A 21,662-nucleotide genomic window follows, 5' to 3' on the forward strand; every position below is an offset into this window, starting at 1 on the left:
TGCGCCGGCGCGCCCCGCTGCTCCAATGCATGCGGCGGCCGTCCAAGGCGGCGCCGCGGAGCCGATCCCGGCCCGCATCAAAATTGGAGGCGACACAGAATGCATGTCAGCGAATACGCATGCCACGACGCGACCGCGCTTGCGCAGCAGATCCGAGCCGGACACCTCTCCCCAAATGAAGTGCTGGAAGCCGCCCGCGCCGCGGCCCGGCAGCTCAATCCCACGCTCAACGCGCTGATCGACACCTTCCCCGCGCCGCTGGAACATGCGGCCGACGGTCCCTTCGCCGGCGTTCCCTTCCTGCTCAAGGACCTGGTGCTGCACGCGCGCGGCGTGCCCTGCGACAACGGTTCGCGGCTGACCGCAGGCCACGGCGCGCCGGCGGCCGACTCCGAGCTGATGGCGCGTTTCCGCCGCGCGGGCTTCGCCACTTTCGGCCGCACCACCACGCCCGAGTTCGGCTTCAACGCCAGCACCGAGTGCCTGCTGCACGGGCCCACGCGCAACCCCTGGCAGCCGGAGCACAGCCCCGGCGGTTCCAGCGGCGGTGCGGCGGCGGCCGTGGCCGCCGGCATCGTGCCGGTCGCGCACGCCAACGACGGCGGCGGTTCGATCCGCATCCCTGCGGCCGCCTGCGGGCTGGTCGGCCTCAAACCCTCGCGCGGGCGGACGCCCGCCGGGCCTGACTACGGCATGCCCCTGCTGGGCCTGGGCATCGAGTTCGCGCTGACGCGCACCGTGCGCGACTGCGCCGCCATCCTGGATGCGGTCGCCGGCCCGGATGCGGGCGCGCCCTTCCAGATCGCACCGCCGGCGCAGTCCTACACCAGCGCCATCGCGGCGCCGCTACGCCGCCTGCGCATCGCCGTCTCGACCCGTTTCCCGGGCGCCGCCGAAACGCATCCGGATTGCGTCGACGCCACGCTCCAAGCGGGGCGCACGCTGGAGGCGATGGGCCACCATGTCGAATTCGCCAGCCCCGAATACTGCGCGACCTCCTTCGCCCGCGCCAACCTGACCGCCTGGACCTCCTTCCTTGCCGCCGCCGCGCTCGGTGCCAGCCAGGCGATCGGGCGACCCTACGACGGCAAGGACGTGGAAGCCTGCACGCGCGCCTGCATCGCGCACGGGCTCTCCTTGAAGGCGCTCGACCTGGAGCTGGCCCTGGCCGACATGAATGCGGTGTCGCGGGCGGTCGGCCGCTTCTTCGAACGCTTCGACCTGCTGGTCACGCCGGTCACGCGCATGCCCACCGCCCCGCTCGGCTACCTGAACCAGGACGATGCCTCGCTCGATGCGCGCGGCTGGTGCGACAAGGTCTTCGACTACTGCCCCTTCACGCCGCTGTTCAATGTCACCGGTACGCCGGCGCTGTCGCTGCCGCTCGGCATGTCGGGCGATCTGCCGCTGGGCGTGCAGTTCGCTGCGCCGATGTGCGACGAGGCCACGCTGCTACAGGTGGCCGCCGCGCTGGAGGTAGCGATGCCGTGGCGCGACCGGCGCCCGCGCCTGCATGCGGGCACCGTGGACCTGCCCAGGGGCTAGCGGGACGGCGGCGGCCAGGCTAGCGGCGCCCCTCGGGCTTCAGGATCAGGGTGTCGAAGGCCTCGCTGCCGCGCTTGATCTGGCGCTGATCCAGCGAGATGTATTGCACCGCCACCCACTTGTCGGTCCAGTCGCGGTAGTGAGGCGACAGGACATTGCCGGACTGTCCGGTCGAGTGGATGAAGCGCGACGCCGGCAGGTCGGACAGGTCGTAGATGGCGCGCAGGCTCGCAGCATGCACGCTCTCGAACGGCGCGGCCTCGTCGCGCAGATTGTGCCGGCCGGCGTTGACGGTGTAGGTGTCGCCGCCTGTCGGCACCTTGATGTTGAACAGCCCCGCCAGGTACGGATCCTTGCCGAACGGCTTGTGCTCGGCACGCGCTGCGTGAGCCACGCCCCATTTCCAGCGCTCCGGCTTGTTGCCATAGCGCTGGTCGAGATCCGCCAGGGCCCGCTTCCAGGCCGTGGAGATGGCATCGTCGCAGGATTGCGTCTGCGTGCTGGCGACCGCTTCACACCAGAAGACACCGAGCCCTTGCGGGTCCCGCAGGATGTTCAGCATAGGCTGCTGCACATTGCGCTGCTCCCACAGGCGGCGGAACAGGGGCTCGCCCACTTTGTCCTCGAACAGCAGGCGCGATAGCTCCCGCAGCCAAGCCGTCACCACCAGCGGCTCGGCGCGGCCCGCCTGCATATCGCCGTCCCACTTGCGCAGCGCATCCAGCAGCGCACGCTCACGCGCCGGCCGCCAGGCATCGGTGGCGGCGCGCGACGCCAGCAGCAAGGGCAAGGCATCGCGCACCGCCAGCGAGACCTCGTCCTTCTGGATGGCCGCGAAGCTGTCCGGCGTGTGCCGCGCCGTGGCATCGAGCAGCGTGCGGATGCGCTGCGCCCGGTAGGGCACCGTCCACTCGCTGGTCAGGAAATAGGGATAGTCCTTGTCGACGATCTTCTGGTTCGCAGTGACGATCACGCCGTCGGGCGGGTTGTAGCTGCGCGGCAGTTTGTCGAAGGGAATGAAGCCGACCCAGTCATAGCGCGGATCCCATCCCGGCGCCGGCGCGAGGCCATGCAGGTCATTGTCCCGGCGCCGGATCGGCACCCTGCCCGGCGCCATGAAACCGATGTTGCCGTCCACGTCGGCATAGACGATGTTCTGCTGAGGCGAGTGGAAGTCGCGCAGCGCATTGACGAAGCTGCTCCAGTCACTGGCAGCGTTGAGCGCAAGCCCGGCCTGCAGCGTGCGGTCATCCGCGCGTAGCGCGGTCCATTGCAGGGCGACCACAAACTGCGCGCCGAGCGACGCAGCCGCGCTGGCGACCGGCTCGGCGACGTCCGAGATGACCGGCCCGTGCCGCGTGCTGCGCACCGTCAGGACGACATCGGGCGCCCCCTTGACGTGGATGGTCTCTACCCGCTTGTCGAAGTCCGCCCACCCGGACGGGGTCCGGTAGCGATCCGCATTGCCCGGCTGCACGTGCTCGATGTACAGGTCCTGCACATCGGGCGCGGTATTGGTGAAACCCCAGGCAATGCGCTGGTTGTGGCCCAGCACCACCGCCGGCACGCCCGGCAGGGTGGCCCCGCTCACCTCCATGCCCGGTGCGCGCAGATGCGCCAGGTACCACTGGGCCGGCGCCTGCAGCCCGAGATGGAGATCGTTGGCCAGCAGCGGCTTGCCCGAGCGCGTGTGGGCGCCGGACACCACCCAGTTGTTCGAGCCCATCCCTTCGACGAAGCCGGCCGGCGCGCGCGAAACGACTGCCGCCATCGCCGTCTGCAGGGGCGCCAGCTTGCGGTAGAGCGCGCCATAGTCGAGGGTGCGCAGCGGCGCATCGCCGGGATACGGCGCCAGCAGCTCGCTGATGCGCGAGACCGGCAGCGCCTGCGCCAAACCCATGCGCTGCACCTCCTGCGTCCAGTTGCCGCCCAGGTCCCAGGCCATCATGGTCAGCCAGCCGAGCGTGTCTGCCGGCTCCCAGTGCTCGGGCCGGGTGCGCAGGATCAGGAATTCGGGGGGCAGCGGCCCGCTGCGCCGGTCGATGCCGGCGTTGACGCCGTCGGCATAGGCCTGCAGTGCGGCGCGCGTCTGCGGGGAGCTTTGCGCCAGGATGGCCTCGGCGTTGCGCCGCACGCCGAGGGTGCGCAGAAAACGGTCGGTATCCAGCGCCGAAGGCCCCAGCACCTCGGCCAGGCGGCCGGCCACGATGCGCTTGCTCATCTGCATCTGCCAAAGCCGGTCCTGTGCATGCGCGTAGCCAAGCCCGAAGTAGGCATCGAGCGCGTTGGCCGCGTCGATGTGCGGCACGCCGTTGCGGTCGCGCACGATGGTCACGGTATCGCGCAGCCCCGGCACACGCAGCGTGCCGGCGATCTGCGGCTGCGAGGCCTGCCGGTACCAGACATAGGCGCAGACCGCGCCGACCAGCGCAAGCGCCACCACCGTCAGCATCAGCCAGCCAAGCCGTCTCAACCAGCGCATCGCCCCGCCTCCCCGGTCCGGCGCCTGCCGTGATGGCGCATTATCGCCCAGCGCACACCCCGTGCAAGGCCGGCGGCCGCCTGAGCATGAAACGAAAAATGCCCGGACAGGCCGGGCATTTTCATGCTTACGCGGTCAGAATCAGGCCGCGGGCTTCTTGAACTGCAGCGCCTTGTACTCGAGGAATTCCTCCAGTCCATACTTGCCGGCCTCGCGGCCGTTGCCCGACTGCTTGTAGCCGCCGAACGGCGCCGCCATATTGAACGGGCCGCCATTGATGTCGACCTGACCAGTGCGGATGCGGCGTGCCACGCGCACCGCGCGCGCCTCATCGCCCGACCACACGCCACCGCCCAGTCCGTAGACGCTGTCGTTGGCGATGCGCACCGCGTCTTCCTCGGTGTCATAGCAGATGATCGACAGCACCGGGCCGAAGATCTCCTCCTGCGCCACCGTGGCCTTCGGGTCGACGTTGCCCAGCACCGTCGGCTTGACGAAGAAACCCTTGTCCAGGCCGGCCGGTGCGTCCGGACCGCCGGTGACCAGCTCCGCGCCCTCGTTGACGCCGCGCCGGATGTAGCCCGTCACGCGCTCCTTCTGCGTGGCCGAGATCAGCGGGCCGAGCTTGCTGGTCTCCTGCAGCGGATCGCCGACGGTAAAGCCTTCGGCCACCTGCTTGGCGATGGCCTTGACCTCGTCGTAGCGCGCGCGCGGCACCAGCATGCGGGTGTGCGCCGAGCAGGTCTGGCCGGAGTTCAGGAAGCACGCGCTGATGCTGCCCTTGACCGCCGCAGCCAGGTCGGCATCGTCCAGGATGATCGAGGCAGACTTGCCGCCCAGCTCCAGGGCCACCCGCTTGACGGTCTGCGCGGCCAGCTCCGACACGCGCTTGCCGGCACGCGTGGAGCCGGTGAAGGACACCATATCGACATCGGGGTGGCTCGCCAGCACTTCGCCGACCACCGGGCCGTAGCCCGTGACCAGGTTGAAGACACCCGGCGGGAGGCCGGCGGCCTCGATCACCTCGGCGAGCACGAAGGCGTTCAGCGGCGCCACCTCGGACGGCTTGAGCACCACGGTGCAGCCGGCCGCCAGCGCCGGCGCCACCTTCAGCGTGATCTGGTTCAGCGGATAGTTCCACGGGGTGATGGCAGCCACCACGCCCACCGGCTCGCGTACCACCAGCGAATTGCCTACTTCTTCCTCGAAGTGGAAGCTTTCCAGCAGCTTGGCAGCCTGGCCCCAGTTGTAAACCGGGCCGCCGACCTGGATGGCACGCGCCATCTTGATCGGCATACCGACCTCGCCCGCGATCATCTGCGCCAGCTCCTCGCTGCGAGCCTTCAGGCCCTCGGCGATCTTGCGGATGTATTCGGCGCGAACGGCCGGCGGCGTTGCGGCCCAGCCATCGAAGGCCGCGCGGGCCGCCAGGATGGCTTCCTCGGAATCGCGCGCGCTGCCTTCAGGAATCTGCCCCATCACCTCTTCGGTGGTGGAGTGGATGACATCGATCTGACCCGCGCCGTGCGGGGCTACCCATTTGCCGTTGATGAAGAGTTTGTCTCGTTGTTGCATGGCCACAGTTATCAGATGAGTGAATCGGCGATCGCAATCTTTGTTACTTTTATGGTGCACCTCATTGTAGGCCGGAAAGCCGTTCGGTTTTCTCGGCCGAGGCGCAATAAAAGATAACATAACGCCACTCTTATGAAGTTTCTCGGCCGATAATCGAACGACAGTTCGGGAGCCACGCCCGTACGGGCCTGTGCGGCCGGAATCGCATCACCGGCACAATATTGGGGGGACACCAGCATGGGTGATCCGGTCTATTTCAAGACCGAAGCGGGGCATGACGAGATCCGCACTCGCGCTCGCAAGCTGGAGCATAAGCTGCGCGCCCTGCTACTGCTTGTGAACGGCGAGCGCCCGCGCAGCGCGCTGCTGGAGCAACTGGGGGCATTGGGGATCGACGACCACGCGATCACGGCGCTGCTGGAAAGCGGCCTGATTGCGCCGGCATCCGACACCAGCCCGGCGCCGGACGTGGCCACCGCTGAGGAAATCGCCGATACCGCCGGCACTGGGGCTGCCCACGGGAATACGTTCTTTACCGCCGATTCAACGGCCAAGGTGGAAATCCCGCCCGCCGGAGACACCGCCTCCCGGGCCGCGGACGCCTACCAGCAGCTCTATCACTTCTATACGGAAACGATCGGCCAGCAGCTCGGCCTGCGCGGGTACCTGCTGCAGGTCAAGGTGGAGAAGGCCGGGACCGCGCAGGAACTCGCCGCCTTGCGCGATCCCTTGCATGCCGCGCTGGAGAAAGCACGCGGCGCTCCGGCGGCGCTCGCCCTGGTAGCCGAGCTAGACCGGCTGCTGGCGGGCCGCGGAGAACCAGCTTCACGCAAGTAGCCTGTCTCTGAGCACCTGAAAGATCCTCTGGTCCAGACTAGATCAGCAGCGTCACGGTCTGGAACAAGGCGAGATCGTCCTTCCTCGCCGAGCGCGCATGCCGCCGGATCACCTGCAACAGGCATTCGATGAAACACAGCGCCGCGCTGCTCAGCGTGCCATTGCGGCGCGTGACGATGCCCAGTTGCCGCGGCTCGAACACCTCCTCCAGCGCCAGCGCACGCAGCCGCGACCCGAACGGTGGCACCCGGCTCAGCACGGTCGGGCACCATGTGCACATATCCGCCTGTTCGAGCATGGTCTGCAGCATCACCACAGACTGCGCGCGCACTACGCGGCTCTCGTCAATGTGCGCGCCATGCCGCGTGAACAGGTAGTCGATCAGGCCGGTCTGCCCGTCCGGCGCGAAGTTCAGCACCCAGTCCTGGTCCAGCAACTCGTGGATCGAACGCGCGTGCTGGCGCGGATGGCCTTCGCGCACCATCACCGCGGTCTCGTAGGACATCAGCGGCTCGCAGGCGAACTCCTGCCCCTCGGCCGACGGGTGGAGCTGGCCGATGGCGAAATCCATGTCGCCCGCGCGCAGCAGCGGCTGCGCCACCGCCATCAGGCTTTCGAACAGTTCGAGGCGTACCTCCGGCATCCGCTTGCGGAACGACAGCACCGCCTCGGCGAGGAAGCTCATCGTGATCCACGGCGTAATGCCGACGCTGAGGCGCCCTTCGGCACGCCCGCGCATCTGAGCGAGATCGTTGCGTGCATGGTCGAGCTGGTTGAGCACCAGCCGCGCATGCGTGAGGAGCGCCTTGCCATAGTCGGTGAAGCCGATGCCCTCCGGCGCGCGGATCAGCAGCGGCAGGCGCTCGCCCGCCTCCAGCTCGCGCAGCGCGCGCGTCACGGCCGCCTGCGAGATGCCGAGCACGCGCGCCGCGCCGCGGATGCTGCCGGCGTCGGCGCTCGCGACCAGCGCCTGTAGTTGATGGAGCTTCATCATGGAATAGGCAACATACCCGACAACCAATAGTTGTCATCATAACAAAACAGCGGCTTCTCCCTCGCGCCGCCACTACATACGATCCTGCCCACGATATGCCGCCGCGCATGCCGGCATGCCTGCCCGGGATGACGCGGCCGTTCCGGCCCGGTGGTCCGGAAGCATTCCAAGGAGGAGAGCCGGCGTGATAAGCGATTGCGTCTTACCCGAGGTGGCAGCCATGCGCGACGAATTGGTCGCGCTGCGCCACTGTATCCATGCACACCCGGAACTCGGCTACCGCGAGGAGGCGACCAGCGAGCTGGTGGCCGGGCGCCTGGCCGCCTGGGGCTACCAGGTCACGCGCGGCCTCGCCGGCACAGGCGTGGTCGGCACGCTCAAGCGCGGCGCGGGCCGCGCGCTCGGCCTGCGTGCGGACATGGACGCACTGCCGATCCACGAGCGCACCGGCCTGCCCTACGCCAGCCGCTGCGACGGCGTGATGCACGCCTGCGGCCACGACGGCCATACCGCGATGCTGCTCGGCGCCGCCCGCTGCCTGGCCGAGCGCGCCCGCTTCAGCGGCACCCTGCACCTGATCTTCCAGCCCGCGGAGGAAGGGCTCGGCGGCGCGCGCAAGATGATCGAGGACGGCCTGTTCGAACGCTTCCCCTGCGATGCGGTGTTCGCCATGCACAACGTGCCGGGCTATCCGGCCGGCAAGCTCGGCTTCTACAGCGGGCCCTTCATGGCCTCAGCCGACGAGGTGGTGATCCGCATCGTCGGCCGCGGCGGGCACGGCGCCGTGCCGCACAAGGCCGTCGACCCCATCGTGGTGTGCGCCGCGATCGTGATGGCGCTGCAAAGCATCGTGTCGCGCAATGTGGATCCGCAGGCGGCGGCCATCGTGACGGTCGGGGCGATCCATGCCGGCACGGCTTCCAATGTGATCCCGCCCAGCGCGGAGATGCGCCTCAGCGTGCGCGCGCTCGCGCCGGATGTGCGCGCCCTGCTGGAGCGGCGCATCCGCGAGACCGTGCACGGCCAGGCGGCCAGCTTCGGCGCCGATGCGGAAATCGACTACCAGCACTGCTATCCGGTGCTCGTCAATCACCCGGAGGAAACCCGCTTCGCGCGCCAGGTCGCGCACGAATGGGCGGGACCGGACGCCGTGCTCGACGATTTCGGTCCGCTCACCGCGAGCGAGGATTTCGCCTTCATGCTCGAGCGCTGCCCCGGCAGCTACCTGTCGATCGGCAACGGCGAGGGTGCGCACGGCTGCGCCTTGCACAACCCCGGATACGACTTCAACGACGCCTGCCTCGAGATCGGGGCGAGCTACTGGGTCACGCTGGCGGAGCGTTTCCTGGATTAAGCCGCGCGGCGCGCCCTGCCGCGCCGCGCTCGTGCCGGGCTGCATCGCGGCGGTCCGGCTTCCGGCCACCGCAGCCCGCGGCGCGCCGGATCCATATTCGAACCAACGAAGGAGACAATGATGAAACAGTGGATCGCGGCGCTTTGCCTGGCGCTGATGGCCGGCTCGGCCGCCACGCACGCGACGGACCTGGCCGGCAAGGAGATCCGCCTGGCCGTCGACCCGACCTACCCTCCGCTCGAATACAAGACGCCGGACGGCAAGCTGACGGGGTTCGCCGTCGACATCGCCGACGCGCTGTGCGCCCAGCTGCGCGCGCGCTGCGTCTGGGTCGAGACGAGCTTCGACGGCATGATTCCCGGACTGCTTGCGCGCAAGTTCGACGTCATCTCCTCGTCGATGACGATCACGCCGAAGCGGATGGAGCGGATCGCCTTCACCGACAAGATCTCGAACGCACCGGCCCGGCTGGTCGCGCGGCGTGGATCGCCCCTGGTGCCTAGCGCGGCCTCGCTCAAAGGCAAGCGCGTCGGCGTGGAGCAAGGCTCCAGCCAGGCGGACTACGCGATGGCGAACTGGCGGCCGGCGGGCGTGCAGATCGTGTCGTACCAGAACCAGGAGCTGGTGTACGCCGATCTGCTGTCCGGGCGGCTGGACGCGTCGTTCCAGGCATCGATCGCGGCCAGCGACGGCTTCCTGAAGAAGCCCGACGGCCGGGACTTCGCCTTCGCCGGCCCGCCGGTGGAGGATGCGAAGTACTTCGGCCAGGGCGACGGCCTCGGCCTGCGCAAGGAAGACACCGCGCTGCGCGACGCATTCAACCAGGCGCTCGCGGCCATCCTCGCCAACGGCACCTACGCGCGCATCAACCAGAAGTACTTCGACTTCGACATCTACGGCGCAAAGTAGGGCGCACCGCCCCTGCCCCATGCCTGCCCGGCCTGCCGCCTCCCTCGGCCAGGCGCTCACGCGGTCACGCGGCAGGCATGGCCGGCATCGCGCTTCATGGAGGAAGACACAGTCATGACGTTTGAAGGATTCGGCCCCGCACTTTGGGCCGGCACATGGGCGACGGCCAAGCTCGCAGTGCTGTCGCTCGCGCTGGCCTTCGTGCTGGGCCTCGCAGGCGCGGCCGCAAAGCTGTCCCGCCACCCGGCGCTGACCCATCTCGGGTCAGCCTATACGACGCTGATCCGCTCGGTGCCCGACCTGGTGCTGATGCTGCTCCTGTTCTTCAGCACCCAGATGCTGCTGAACCGCATCACCGACGCGCTCGGCATCGCACAGATCGACATCGACCCGTTCGCCGCGGGGGTGCTGGCGATCGGCTTCATCTACGGCGCCTACTTCACCGAGACCTTCCGCGGCGCCTGCCTGGGCGTGCCGCGCGGCCAGCTGGAAGCAGCCGCCGCATTCGGGATGTCGCGCTGGCAGGTATTCCGCCGGATCCTGTTTCCGCAGATGATGCGGCTGGCGCTGCCAGGGATCGGCAACAACTGGCAGGTCATCGTGAAGGCGACGGCGCTGGTATCCATCATCGGCCTGTCCGACGTGGTGAAGACCGCGCAGGACGCGGGCCGCGCGACACAGCGATTTTTCTTCTTCATGGTGGCCGCGGGCGCGATCTACCTCGCGATCACGACCGTTTCGCACGCGCTCCTCGCCTGGCTGGACAAGCGCTACGCGGCGGGAACCGGACGGCGCACGACATGATCGACATCCTTCGCCAGTACTGGCAGACCCTGCTCTTCTCCGACGGCTACCAGAGCACCGGGCTCGTCGTCACGCTGTGGCTGCTTGCCGCTTCGCTCCTGCTCGGCTTCCTGCTCGCGCTGCCGCTGGCGATCGCGCGCGCTTCGCCGAAGCGCTGGCTGTCGGGTCCCGTGTGGTTCTACACCTACGTGTTCCGGGGCACACCGCTCTACGTGCAATTGCTGCTCTGCTACAGCGGGCTCTACGGCCTGCAAGTCGTGCAGTCGCACGCCTTGCTCAGCGATTTCTTCCGCGATGCGGTGAACTGCACGCTGCTCGCCTTCGCGCTGAACGAATGCGCCTACACGACCGAGATCCTGGCCGGCGCCATCCGCGCAACCGCCCCCGGCGAGATCGAGGCCGGGCGCGCCTACGGCATGTCGGCCTTCACGCTGTACCGGCGCATCGTTCTGCCATCCGCCCTGCGCCGCGCCCTACCGATGTACAGCAACGAAGCGATCCTGATGCTGCATTCGACGTCGCTGGCCTTCACCGCCACCGTACCCGACCTGATGAAGGTTACGCGCGACATCAACTCGGCGACCTACGCCTCGTTCTCGGCATTCGGCATTGCGGCCTGCCTGTACGCAGCAGTGGCCTTCACGCTGGTGTGGATCTTCCGCAAGCTGGAAGCGCGCTGGCTGGCTTATCTGAAACCCGCGGCCCCCGGCCGCGCCCATTGAACGGTGGCGAACATGTCTGCTCCGAACATCTACAAACTGGCCGCCGACAACGTGCACAAGCGCTACGGCGAGCACGAGGTGCTCAAGGGCGTCTCCATGCACGCCAAGGCCGGCGATGTCATCAGCCTGATCGGCTCCAGCGGCTCCGGCAAGAGCACCTTCCTGCGCTGCATCAACTTTCTCGAGCATCCCAGCGAGGGCACCATCGCGGTCAACGGCGAAGCGATCCGCACGATGCGCGATCGCCAAGGAGCGTTGCGCGTCGCTAGCGAGAAGCAGCTGCGCGCCGTCCGCACCCGGCTGGCCATGGTGTTCCAGCATTTCAACCTGTGGTCGCATATGACAGTGCTGGAGAACGTGGTCGAGGCGCCCGCCAGCGTGCTCGGCGTGCGCCGGCACGAAGCACGCGAGCGCGCGCGCCACTACCTGGCCAAGGTGGGCCTGGATGGCAAGGTCGACGCCCGCTATCCGTCCCAGCTCTCGGGCGGCCAGCAGCAGCGCGTGGCGATCGCTCGCGCGCTGGCGATGGAACCCGACGTGCTGCTGTTCGACGAGCCGACCTCGGCCCTCGATCCGGAACTGGTCGGCGAGGTGCTGCGCGTGATGCGAGCACTGGCGGACGAGGGGCGCACGATGGTCGTCGTCACGCACGAGATGGGGTTCGCACGCGAGGTTTCGAACCACGTGCTGTTCCTGCACCAGGGCAGGGTCGAGGAAGCCGGGCACCCGCAGGAGGTGCTGGCACGGCCGCGCAGCGAGCGCCTGGCCCGCTTCCTGTCCGGGAGCCTGAAGTAGCGATACCGAAACGATCGGCCAGCAATTGGGCCTGCGCGGCTACCTGCTGCAGGTCTTGTTCACGTCATCTTGGAGGAACGACTGCGCCGCCAAGCCTGTGGGGTCTGCGATGCCCATCTCCGGAATGCACGAGTGAATGCGCTCTGCTCGGAGTACCCAAGCATCCACGCCACCTCTGCGAGCGAAAGCCGTGGATCCTTGAGATGCGCCTCGGCGATCCGGCGCCTCGTATCATCCCGTAGCTCTCGGAACGTCAATCCAAGCTTGTCGAGTCGCCGCTGCAAGGTCCGGGCTGTCATGTGCATGTCCGAGGCTACCCTTGGAAGACTCACCTCGCCCTGGCGGGCAAACCCGGCGACGGCTTGTCTGATGGCATGCTCCAGGTCGTCCATCTTTGGCATGGCAGGCAGCAGCACCTGAACCTGCTGTTCCATGATTCGCAGTAGCGTTTCATCAGGTTGGCGCAGTGGCAACCGCAGGTGCGCTGCAGGGAAGCGCAGACTGGTCGCCGGTTGCCCGAACTTCACCGGGCAACCGAAGTATGCAAGATAAGGTGAGATGTCCTGAGGCGCTGCATGGGTGAAACGCACCTCATCCAGCCTGGCATCGCCATCTGCCATGTTTCGCGCGAATTGCGTCATCGCCGCGAATGCGGTCTCGTCGACGAGTGGCCCCGTCGATTCCGGCGAACAGCGCCAAGTCAATACCACGGATTGCGCTTCGACCCTCAGATCCACGGGCGTCACGTTTGCCACCACGCGTTCGTATTGCTGCCAACGTCGCAACAGGGCCCCGATGTCGGGGCAAGCTCCCAGTGCGTATCCAAGCACGCCGAGATGCGCAGGCGCAATGCGTTGACCGAGGTGCAAGCTGAGGAGCGGATCGTTGCACGCCCGGGCGGCACGCTCCAGCAGCCGCCGCCAGTGAGCTAGCCCGTAGAGTCGCACTTCCTGGTAGCCGGGTCCGGATTCTCCCAGCACATGCAGGGCGTCCAGCCCCTGCTCCCGCAGATAATCGAACAGCAGGTTCACGTAGGTGCTGGAGTAGTAAGCGGAAGGCACGGACATCGGGCATCGCTCAACGTTGTCGCAAAGTGTCAAAAAAGTGTCGAGGACTGTCAATACCGCGCCTCAGCGTTCCGACCAAACTGTGGACGATCCAATAAACAAAATAGGAGTCTACGGTGCCGCCCGAATTGATGAATTGGCTACGTTCGATTTTTGGCCATGCGGTGGATTGGAAACAGGTTTTCCTGCTCAGCATGCTTCCTCTTTTCGTCATCGCATTCAACCTCGAGATCTTGATGAACCGGAGGCGCGGATCCGCATCGCCTCTCGACTGGAAAGAGGTGTTGGCTAACATCACGTTGGGCACCACATACCAGATCATGGAACCAGTGGCCTGGGCTCTCGTGACGGGTTCCATATATTCGTGGGCATACTCAGAGCGCTTGTTTGACTTCCCAGTAAACGGCTGGACCATTTTCCCGATCTTTCTGTTCGTCGAGTTCTGCTACTACTGGTTTCACCGCGCCAGCCATCGGATCCGCTGGTTCTGGACGGCGCACGTTGTGCATCACACCGGCGAGAGCATGAACTTCACGATCGCGGCTCGTCAATCGATGCTCAACGTCGTCGCCGGGACTTTCATCTTCTTCCTTCCTCCCGTGATCATCGGAGTACCGCCGGCCGTGGTCATGTTCATTCTGGCCGTGAACCTGTCCTATCAGTATTTCATTCATACCGAGCTGATACGCCGTTTTCCTGGCTGGATCGAGTACATCTTCAATACGCCATCCCATCACCGCGCCCATCACGGCCGAAACCCCCAGTACATCGACAAGAACTATGGGGGCATGTTGATCATTTTCGATCGCATGTTTGGCACGTTCGAAGAAGAACGGGAGAAGGTGCGATATGGCATCGTGCAACAGATCAAGTCCTACAATTTCCTGGTGCTGAATTTCCATGAATTCGTCGACATGTGGCGCGACGTGATGTCGCCGGGTTCCGTCTGGCAACGACTGCAACACCTATGGCGACCGCCAGAATGGGAGCGCCCTGGCCATGATCCCATTCATACGTGGACGGTAGACCGGGTCGAGCCCCATGGCGGCGAGCCAACGTCCGTTGCGTTGAGGAATGAGCACATGCATCGACTCTCTCAGATCTATTTGTCCATTTCCGCGCTAGCCTTTCTGCTGATTGGTTTGAACACCTTTCACGATCCCGTTGCCGCGATGGCAGGCCTCGATATGCAGCCGCACACGGTCAATGCCTTCAATGAGATCCGAGCCAACTATGGTGGCATGCACCTGGGTATCAGCCTGCTGCTGTCCCTTGGGTTGTTCTCGAAGGGCTGGCGCAAGCCTTCCATCTGGATCAATGTCGTGTTCACGGGCGGCCTGGTGCTTGGGCGGCTGGTCAGCATTTCCGCCGACGGTTCTCCAAATGATGTCGTGCGAACGCTGCTTGGCATCGAGGCGGCCACGGCACTGATCGGCCTGGGGCTGTTGTGGCTTCTCAAGAGGCATGGTGCCCCCTCTTCCAAGAGGTGAGAGCCCCCCCGTGATATGCCCCCCAACCGCGTAGCAAAGACATACCCGGTTGGGGGCCGTCGTCACCTTATGCGACGACGCACGATGTACCTCGAACCACGGTCAGGCGATACTGAAACCACCATCGACGGGCAACACCACGCCGGTGACATACTCTGCTGCCGGTGAACAAAGGAACCCCACCACCCGCGCAACGTCCAGCGGCTCGCCCATCCGGCCAAGTGGCAGCCGTGCCATGATCCCGGCCTTGCGCTCAGGATTCTCGAGCGCGCCAGATGCCAGCCGCGTCTTGATCCAGCCCGGAGCGACTGCATTCACGCGCACACCGTGTCCGGCGAGTGCCACCGCGTAGGAACGGGTCAGCCCCACAACACCGGCCTTGCTCGCAGCGTAACCCGGATTGAACTTCGAACCGAAATAACTCCACATCGAAGCAACGTTGACGACCGCGCCGCGGCGACGTGCGAGACGCTCGCGAGTCGCCTCGATGAGAATCTGCGACCCGCTCAGGTTCACATCGACCACGCGCTGGAAACCTTCCGGCGTGAACTCGCGGCCTTCGTGAAGAACGATGCCCGCGCAATTCACCAAGTAGTCGATTTCATCGAGATCGGCGAGAGAATGCGTGACCTCCTGCATCGACGTCACGTCTGCCTTACGAAATGAGATCGATCCTGGCAGATCCGCGTCCGCATCGATGCCCACGCAAACGACCCTGCAGGTCTGCGCCATCAGTTCCGCCACGGCACGACCAATTCCTGTTCCTCCTCCCGTCACCACAGCAACACCCTTCCGCACAGGCGAATCTACAACCATCTCACACCTCCACAAGTAGCCGCGGCACACACCTTCCGGTTGCTGCGCACGGTGGTTAGCAATTGCATATTCCCTTGTCCATCACCGCTGATCGCCGCTTCCTCGTTGAGCATCCTGGGTGCGGGCGAGTCGGAAACGGAGTAGTCGGGCCTGCGGACGTGTATGCGCAATATCCAATCTGCCGTGAAAGCGGATGATGAGCGGGTGCCTGAGCAGATGGGCTCCGTGTGACACGTCCGTATGCCTGCTACTTTTCATCCTGATCGAGCCTGTCGGAGAAACCTAGCTTGCCGGGATTGAGCAGGTTCTTCGGGTCCAAGGAGCGCTTGATCACCTCTAGGACAGGGAAGGCGCTGCCGAGCGACGCTTGCATGTAAGGCGCACGCAGCAATCCCACGCCGTGGTGATGGCTCAGTGTCGCGTTATGTTCGATGATCACGCGGTTCGCGGCATCCCAGGCCGCGCGATACCACTCCGCGCGCCTCTCCACCTCGACCTCGCCGCGCAGTGAGAAGTACAGGCAGGCGCCGTCCACATAGGCATGCGACTGGTGCGCGGAACCGGCAAGCGTGCCGGGTACCGCATTGATCGCCCTCACTACATCGTCGTAGATGGCAGCGAGGTCCTTCCACGGCCCGATCATCTCAAGTGTGTCGGCCACGAAACCAGGGTTGCGCTTGAACCCCTCCGAAGCCTTGCCTGTCAGGTAGCGTGTGTCGAGCCACTTCTCGAAGATCACGCCTTCGTCGAGCTGCTCACCGAGCCCCTCGCACACACGCTCACTGATGGCAAGCACCGCATCGACGATCTCACGCGGCCCCTCATCCGCCACGAGCAGGACGTTCGTCTCCGGCAGGCCGAACTGCAGGCCGCTTTCGAGTTCGTCGTAGAGCCGCAACGCCGCCGGGTTGGCACCTTCCTGCAGAATCTCGCGGCAAGCCTCCAGTCCCTTCGCAAATGAACTGAAGCCGTAGGCGATCGCCCGGCCGTACTCGGGCAGGCGGTGCAACTTCAGGCGCACGCGCACGATGACCCCGAGCGTGCCTTCCGAGCCGATAAATAGCTGCTGAAGATCAGGGCCGACTGCGGCGCGCGCATAGCCTCCCAGCGAGACAAGGCGCCCATCCGCGAGCACGACATCCATGCCGTGCACCATGTCCTCGATCTTGCCGTAGCGGGTGGAGAGTTGCCCCGCCCCGCGGCAGGCCACCCAGCCGCCCACGGTGCTGATCGCGTAGGACGAAGGCCAGTGGCCCATCGTCATGCCGAAGTCACGCTGGATCGTTTCCTCGAAGATGTCACCAAACATGCCCGCCTCGACTTCGACGATCTGGCTTTGGCGGTCGAACCCCAGCAACCGGTTCAGGCCGCAGACGTCCAGCACGATGCCCCCACGCAAGGGCAGCGCGGCGCCGGTGACGTTGCTGCGGCCGGCCGAGGGCGTCACCGGAATCGCCCAGGCGTGCGCAAGGCGCATCACCTCCTGCACCTGCTTTACCGTGGAGACACGCACGATCACCGCGTGCGGGGTGGCGGCCTTGCCGCCAGTCTCCGCGATCATCGAGCCCGCCCACCAGTCACGGGTGCCGTCAACCACGTCCCGGTCCGCCTCCAGGACGTCATCGGCAAGTTCCCACAGCGCATCGACCTGCTGCCGCGTGAGGCGCACGGGCGCGCGCTGCAGCCCGGCCTCGGCACCGGCCGGCCCGGCCGTGCCGGCCCATGCCGGCTGCGTGGGCGCGCCTACTGTGTAGTTGCCCCGGTTGTAACCACGCTTGATTGCTTCCTTGCTGATCATTCTGACTCTCCTCGCCGTGTCTTGTGATCGGCAATGGTAGCGTCATTCATATTAGGCAATCAAGCGCGATTAAGATTCCAGCAAGCCTCTGCACAAAAATCCATTTTTCCTAGGGAAATCCCCGATTAAAGGAAAATGATAGCGCTTGCATTTCATTTGGGTCCTGTCTAACATCCCCAGCAAACAGAGGGATCGTCTTGATCCCCAGAGGAGACACGATGACAAACACCACTTCCCTTCATTCCCGCCGCCGGGTTCTCGGCATGGCTGCCGCAGCCGCGGCATCCACCATCGTCCCTTTCGCTCGCGCGCAGGCGCCGAAAAAGGTGCGCATACTGAACGTCGAGTCACAGGTCGACTCATTGCGTGCGCTGAAGCAGGCCGGCGCCCGCTTCACCCAGGAAACCGGCATCGAGGTAGAGATCGACACGAACTCACTGGACGAGATGTGGCCGAAACTGCTGGCCTCGATCCGGGCCGGCAACCCCTACGACATCGCGCAGACTGGCTTCATCGCGCATGTATCGCTACTGCAGAAGCAGGGGGCGCTGATGCCGCTGACCAGCCTCACGGCAAAGCACAAGTGGGGGCGGAACATCCTCTTCCCGATCGCGGGCGAAGTGTGGTGGTACCCCTATGACTACAACTTTTCGATGCTCCACTACCGCAAGGACATCTATGCCGAGCGGGGCTGGAAGCCACCCATCTCGCAGCAGGATTTCCTGACGATCAGTCGTGCGATGACCGACGGCAAGGGCAAGTTCGGCAGCATCTTCCCGATCGGCAACGGCGGCGCGGCACAGTGGATCACCGCGCCGTTCTTCTGGGCGGAAGGGGTGCGCCTGTTCGACGACAGGTGGAACGTGGTCCTCGACAGCGCCGACATCAAGCCCCGCGCGATGCGCGTGCTGGACTTCCTCGCCGAGCTCTACCCGACCATGCCGCCCGGCGTCTCGCAGGCCGGCTATCTGGAGCCGCTGCAGGCCCTGATGAGCGGCAATGTCGGCCACACCGGCTTCTCCGGCGCGATCATCGAGGGCGCCATCCGCGACAAGAGCCGGCTGGCCGGCAAGTTCGGCTTGGCCGCCTACCCGAGCAGCGACGGCAAGTCCTCCGCAGTCAATCACGGCTACGACGGCTTCATGGTGATGAAGTCGCGCAATTCCGACAACGCCATGCGATTCATGGAGTGGTTCGCACAGAACGCCTATGTCGACTACATCCTGACCCGGCCGCTGCATTTCCAGCCGCCGCGGCTCGATGTCTATGACGACCCGCGCTACAAGAGCAGCCCGATGGTGCTCGCCGCTCCGGACGAAGTGGCCTTCATGCGCTCGCTGGCGGAGCGCGACAACGTGACCTTGCGCTCCGTCGACACCGAAGGGCCGGCCATTGATATGCGTGCCGGCAGGGCATTCGAGTCCTGGGCGCTGCCAAGGATGATGCAGGAGCGGCTGCTGCGCAACACGCCGTCGGCCCAATGCGTCGACATTGGCGCCAAGATCCTGCGCCAGGCTGTCGCCGCTTGATCCGGGAAACTGACCATGCTCACCATTTCCACACTAGACAAGCCAGCGCAGCGGTCCGTCCGGACCAGGCGGCGGTGGCTGCGTTCGCCAGCGGAAGCCATGCTCAACGGCATGGTTGGGGTTTCGGCCCTGATCACCGTACTGATCATTGTGGTGCCGCTCATCATGGGCGGAGCCCTGGCGCTCTACAAGGTGCAGTCATTCGCCTTCGGCGGCACGCCCAGCTTCGCCGGTTGGGAGAACTTTGCGCAGGTGCTGAAGGATCCTGACCTATACAACGCGGCGCTCAATGGCGCCTCGTTCGCCGTGTCGTCTGTCACGGTTCAGGTCGCCTTCGCCCTGGGCGTTGCGCTGCTTCTGAACCAGCAGTTCCGTGGCCGAACGGCGGTGCGTGCCGCCGTCGTGCTGCCGATGCTGATGCCAGCCATCGTCGCCGTCACGATCTTCCGCTGGATGACCGATGGCTCGATCGGAATCGTGACGATACTGATGCGCGCCGTCGGGCTGCCGTTGATTGCCTGGGGAGAGCAACCTGGCCCCGCCATGGCACAGGTGGTCTTCCTTGGCTTCTGGCTATGGACGCCGTTCATGGTCGTCTCGATCCTGGCCGCGCTGCAGAACATTCCGTTATCGCTCTACGAGGCGGCACGGGTGGATGGCGCAAACAGGCTGCGGCAGTTCATTCACATCACATTGCCCCAGTTGGCCGAGGTGCTTTCGATCATCGTGCTGCTACGCATGATCTGGGTATTCAACAACTTCGACGTCATCTGGCTTGCAACCAAGGGGGGACCGCTAGGTGCCACCGAAACCTTGCCACTGCTGTCGTACCGAAAGGCATTCCTTCAGTTCGACCTTGGTGGCGGGGCAGCCGTTGCCACCACCTCCTTCCTGCTATTGCTGCTCGTTGTGGTAGTTGCGATGAAAGTCCTGCCCATCGACCGGCAGAACGAGCGCTAGCACAAGCCCCCCATCTCATCCCCCTCACCTTCCTGCACCGTGACTGCACTCAGACTCGACAACCTGCGCAAGCGCTTCGGCGACGTGGAGATCGTCCGCGGCGCCACCCTCACGCTGGAAGACGCGGAACTCTGCGTTTTCCTCGGCCCATCGGGATGCGGCAAGACTACCACCCTGCGCATGATCGCCGGGCTGGAGACCGCCACCAGCGGGCGCATTCTCATTGGCGATCACGATGTCACCGACCTGGATCCGAAGGATCGTGATATCGCGATGGTCTTCCAGAACTATGCGCTGTATCCGCACAAGACCGTAGCCCAGAACCTGGCATTTGGGCTGCGCATGAGGAACGTCGCTGCCGACGAGATCACCCGGCGCGTCGACAATGCTTCGGACCTTCTCGGACTGAAGAACTTGCTGCAGCGCAAGCCCAGACAGCTGTCGGGCGGGCAGATGCAGCGCGTCGCGCTCGGCCGCGCCCTGGTGCGCGACGCCCGCCTGTTCCTGCTCGACGAGCCGCTTTCCAATCTCGACGCCAAGCTGCGGGTACAGATGCGCGAGGAAATCTGGAAGCTGCATCGGCGCATCGAGAAGCCGATGATCTATGTGACGCACGACCAGGTCGAAGCGATGACCCTGGCGCAGAAAGTCGTGGTCATGCACGAGGGGCGCATCGAGCAGGTCGGCACGCCGCTCGAGATCTTCGACCGTCCGCAGACCCTGTTTGTCGCGGGGTTCATCGGCTCTCCCGAGATGAACCTGCTGCGCGCCACGGCGGGCGAGTTGGAGCTGCAGATCGGCAATGCGGGCATCCGGCTGCCGGGTTCGATCGGGCTGGCAACTGGGGCGGCACTGCGGGTCGGTATTCGCCCGGAGCACATCCGCGTCTCCGACACGACCGGTGAAGGCGAATCCCGCCTGGACCTGCGGGTCGACGTCGTGGAGCAGTTGGGCAGCACGACGCTGATTGTCGGACAGTGCGCGGGCCAGCGACTTCAAGTACTCACCAAGAGAACCTCGGCATCCGCGGGCGAGCAGATCCCGCTGAGCGTGCAGGCCCACGATCTGCACCTGTTCGACGAGGCGACGGGTGGCCGGATCTCGCCGCCATGGGAGCACGCATGAAGACCGAAACTTCTCGCCGGCTCAGCCCGGCACGGCTGCTGATGTGGCTGGCCATTCTCGCGCTCGTTGCCTACTCGGTGTTTCCGGTGTACTGGGCGGTGCTGACCAGCCTGCGCAGCGACGACGTGATCGCGGAATCGATCTCGCTGTTGCCGAGCGATCTGACGCTGGATCAGTACCGCAAGCTCTTCGAGGTCTATGCCTTTGACCGGCAGTACGCGAACTCGGCCATCGTCGCAGCCGCGACCACGGTCATCACCCTGGTGCTGGCCTCCTTTGTCGCCTACGCCGTCGCGCGGCGGCGCTTCAGGGGGCGCAGGATGCTGGTGATCGGCATGCTGTTTTCCTACATGTTCCCTCCCCTGCTCACACTGATCCCACTCTATGTGCTAATGGTGCAGGCCGGCCTGGCCGACACGCGGCTGGCGCTGATCATTTCCCACCTGTCCGTGACAATGCCTTTGGGAATCTGGATGCTGTGGGGCTTCTTCTCAACGCTGCCCTTTGAGTTGGAGGAGGCTGCCATGATCGACGGCTGCTCTCGCCTGGGTGCGTTCGTGCGGGTCATCCTGCCCCTTGCCGTGCCTGGCCTCATCACGGTTGGGATCTTCACCTTCCTGATCTCCTGGAACGACTTCATACACGCTCTGGTGATGATCACCTCGGATAGCGTGAAGACGTTGCCACTCGGCGTCGCATCGCTACAGGGTTCGTTCGCCAGCGCATGGGGCCTGATGATGGCTTCCGCCGTGATGATCGTACTACCGCTGCTTGCGGCCTACGTTTTCCTCAACCGCTTCTTTATCCAAGGCCTTTCGGGGGGCGCGATGAAGGGTTGAATGGCAGCCCTTCCCGCCTCC

The 21,662-nt window shown here is 65.4% G+C and carries 18 protein-coding genes; 12 read left to right on the plus strand and 6 right to left on the minus strand.

Going from position 1 to position 21,662, the window contains the following annotated elements; translation table 11 throughout:
• Positions 1 to 99: 99 nt before the first annotated feature.
• Complete coding sequence (locus AC1Z3O_RS09925) at positions 100 to 1,545, plus strand: amidase (protein ID WP_483515555.1); 1,446 nt, start codon at positions 100 to 102, stop codon at positions 1,543 to 1,545.
• Positions 1,546 to 1,564: 19 nt separating this feature from the next.
• On the opposite strand, the gene AC1Z3O_RS09930 is transcribed toward AC1Z3O_RS09925, so the two are convergent.
• Both AC1Z3O_RS09930 and AC1Z3O_RS09935 read right to left on the minus strand, forming a co-directional pair.
• A complete protein-coding gene (locus AC1Z3O_RS09930) occupies positions 1,565 to 4,027 on the minus strand; it encodes a penicillin acylase family protein (protein ID WP_483515556.1) in 2,463 nt (820 codons plus the stop codon).
• Between the two features lie 141 nt (positions 4,028 to 4,168).
• Positions 4,169 to 5,602, minus strand: coding sequence for an aldehyde dehydrogenase family protein (locus AC1Z3O_RS09935; RefSeq protein ID WP_483515557.1), 1,434 nt, complete (start codon positions 5,600 to 5,602; stop codon positions 4,169 to 4,171).
• A 237-nt stretch (positions 5,603 to 5,839) separates the two neighbouring features.
• Here AC1Z3O_RS09935 and AC1Z3O_RS09940 point away from each other — a divergent pair, with 237 nt between their 5' ends.
• Positions 5,840 to 6,439, plus strand: coding sequence for a hypothetical protein (locus tag AC1Z3O_RS09940; protein WP_483515558.1), 600 nt, complete (start codon positions 5,840 to 5,842; stop codon positions 6,437 to 6,439).
• 37 nt (positions 6,440 to 6,476) lie between these two features.
• On the opposite strand, the gene AC1Z3O_RS09945 is transcribed toward AC1Z3O_RS09940, so the two are convergent.
• Positions 6,477 to 7,430, minus strand: a complete 954-nt coding sequence (locus tag AC1Z3O_RS09945) for a LysR substrate-binding domain-containing protein (RefSeq protein WP_483517568.1) — start codon at positions 7,428 to 7,430, stop codon at positions 6,477 to 6,479.
• Between the two features lie 223 nt (positions 7,431 to 7,653).
• On the opposite strand from AC1Z3O_RS09945, the gene AC1Z3O_RS09950 reads away from it, so the two are divergent.
• From AC1Z3O_RS09950 to AC1Z3O_RS09970, 5 genes are all read left to right on the plus strand, one after another.
• On the plus strand, positions 7,654 to 8,787 hold the full coding sequence (locus AC1Z3O_RS09950) for a M20 aminoacylase family protein (protein WP_483515559.1): 1,134 nt from the start codon (positions 7,654 to 7,656) through the stop codon (positions 8,785 to 8,787).
• A gap of 120 nt (positions 8,788 to 8,907) precedes the next feature.
• On the plus strand, positions 8,908 to 9,696 hold the full coding sequence (locus AC1Z3O_RS09955) for an ABC transporter substrate-binding protein (RefSeq protein WP_483515560.1): 789 nt from the start codon (positions 8,908 to 8,910) through the stop codon (positions 9,694 to 9,696).
• 114 nt (positions 9,697 to 9,810) lie between these two features.
• A complete protein-coding gene (locus tag AC1Z3O_RS09960) occupies positions 9,811 to 10,500 on the plus strand; it encodes an ABC transporter permease (RefSeq protein ID WP_483515561.1) in 690 nt (229 codons plus the stop codon).
• Positions 10,497 to 11,222, plus strand: a complete 726-nt coding sequence (hisM, locus tag AC1Z3O_RS09965) for a histidine ABC transporter permease HisM (RefSeq protein WP_483515562.1) — start codon at positions 10,497 to 10,499, stop codon at positions 11,220 to 11,222. The genes AC1Z3O_RS09960 and hisM overlap by 4 nt, the downstream gene beginning before the upstream one ends.
• A gap of 12 nt (positions 11,223 to 11,234) precedes the next feature.
• Positions 11,235 to 12,017, plus strand: a complete 783-nt coding sequence (locus tag AC1Z3O_RS09970) for an ABC transporter ATP-binding protein (protein WP_483515563.1) — start codon at positions 11,235 to 11,237, stop codon at positions 12,015 to 12,017.
• Positions 12,018 to 12,076: 59 nt separating this feature from the next.
• Here the strand turns inward: AC1Z3O_RS09970 and AC1Z3O_RS09975 are convergent, their stop codons facing one another.
• Entirely contained in the window at positions 12,077 to 13,138 is a 1,062-nt protein-coding gene (locus tag AC1Z3O_RS09975; RefSeq protein ID WP_483515564.1) for an AraC family transcriptional regulator, read from the minus strand.
• 62 nt (positions 13,139 to 13,200) lie between these two features.
• Here AC1Z3O_RS09975 and AC1Z3O_RS09980 point away from each other — a divergent pair, with 62 nt between their 5' ends.
• On the plus strand, positions 13,201 to 14,574 hold the full coding sequence (locus AC1Z3O_RS09980) for a sterol desaturase family protein (RefSeq protein ID WP_483515565.1): 1,374 nt from the start codon (positions 13,201 to 13,203) through the stop codon (positions 14,572 to 14,574).
• 102 nt (positions 14,575 to 14,676) lie between these two features.
• Here AC1Z3O_RS09980 and AC1Z3O_RS09985 read toward each other — a convergent pair whose 3' ends face one another.
• Complete coding sequence (locus tag AC1Z3O_RS09985; protein WP_483515566.1) at positions 14,677 to 15,390, minus strand: SDR family NAD(P)-dependent oxidoreductase; 714 nt, start codon at positions 15,388 to 15,390, stop codon at positions 14,677 to 14,679.
• A gap of 247 nt (positions 15,391 to 15,637) precedes the next feature.
• Entirely contained in the window at positions 15,638 to 17,188 is a 1,551-nt protein-coding gene (locus tag AC1Z3O_RS09990; protein WP_483515567.1) for an FAD-binding oxidoreductase, read from the minus strand.
• Between the two features lie 218 nt (positions 17,189 to 17,406).
• Between AC1Z3O_RS09990 and AC1Z3O_RS09995 the strand changes: the two genes are divergently transcribed.
• Genes AC1Z3O_RS09995 through AC1Z3O_RS10010 form a run of 4 tightly spaced genes read left to right on the plus strand, consistent with a single transcriptional unit; the run spans position 17,407 to position 21,641 of the window.
• The gene (locus AC1Z3O_RS09995) at positions 17,407 to 18,717 is read left to right on the plus strand and encodes an ABC transporter substrate-binding protein (RefSeq protein WP_483515568.1); all 1,311 of its coding nucleotides are present in this window, start codon (positions 17,407 to 17,409) and stop codon (positions 18,715 to 18,717) included.
• Positions 18,718 to 18,732: 15 nt separating this feature from the next.
• The gene (locus tag AC1Z3O_RS10000; protein WP_483515569.1) at positions 18,733 to 19,677 is read left to right on the plus strand and encodes a carbohydrate ABC transporter permease; all 945 of its coding nucleotides are present in this window, start codon (positions 18,733 to 18,735) and stop codon (positions 19,675 to 19,677) included.
• A gap of 39 nt (positions 19,678 to 19,716) precedes the next feature.
• Entirely contained in the window at positions 19,717 to 20,802 is a 1,086-nt protein-coding gene (locus AC1Z3O_RS10005) for an ABC transporter ATP-binding protein (protein ID WP_483515570.1), read from the plus strand.
• Positions 20,799 to 21,641 (plus strand): carbohydrate ABC transporter permease, encoded by an 843-nt coding sequence (locus AC1Z3O_RS10010; RefSeq protein ID WP_483515571.1) that lies wholly within the window; start codon positions 20,799 to 20,801, stop codon positions 21,639 to 21,641. The genes AC1Z3O_RS10005 and AC1Z3O_RS10010 overlap by 4 nt, the downstream gene beginning before the upstream one ends.
• Positions 21,642 to 21,662: the final 21 nt, after the last annotated feature.

Source organism: Cupriavidus sp. 09_S30 (assembly GCF_056930435.1).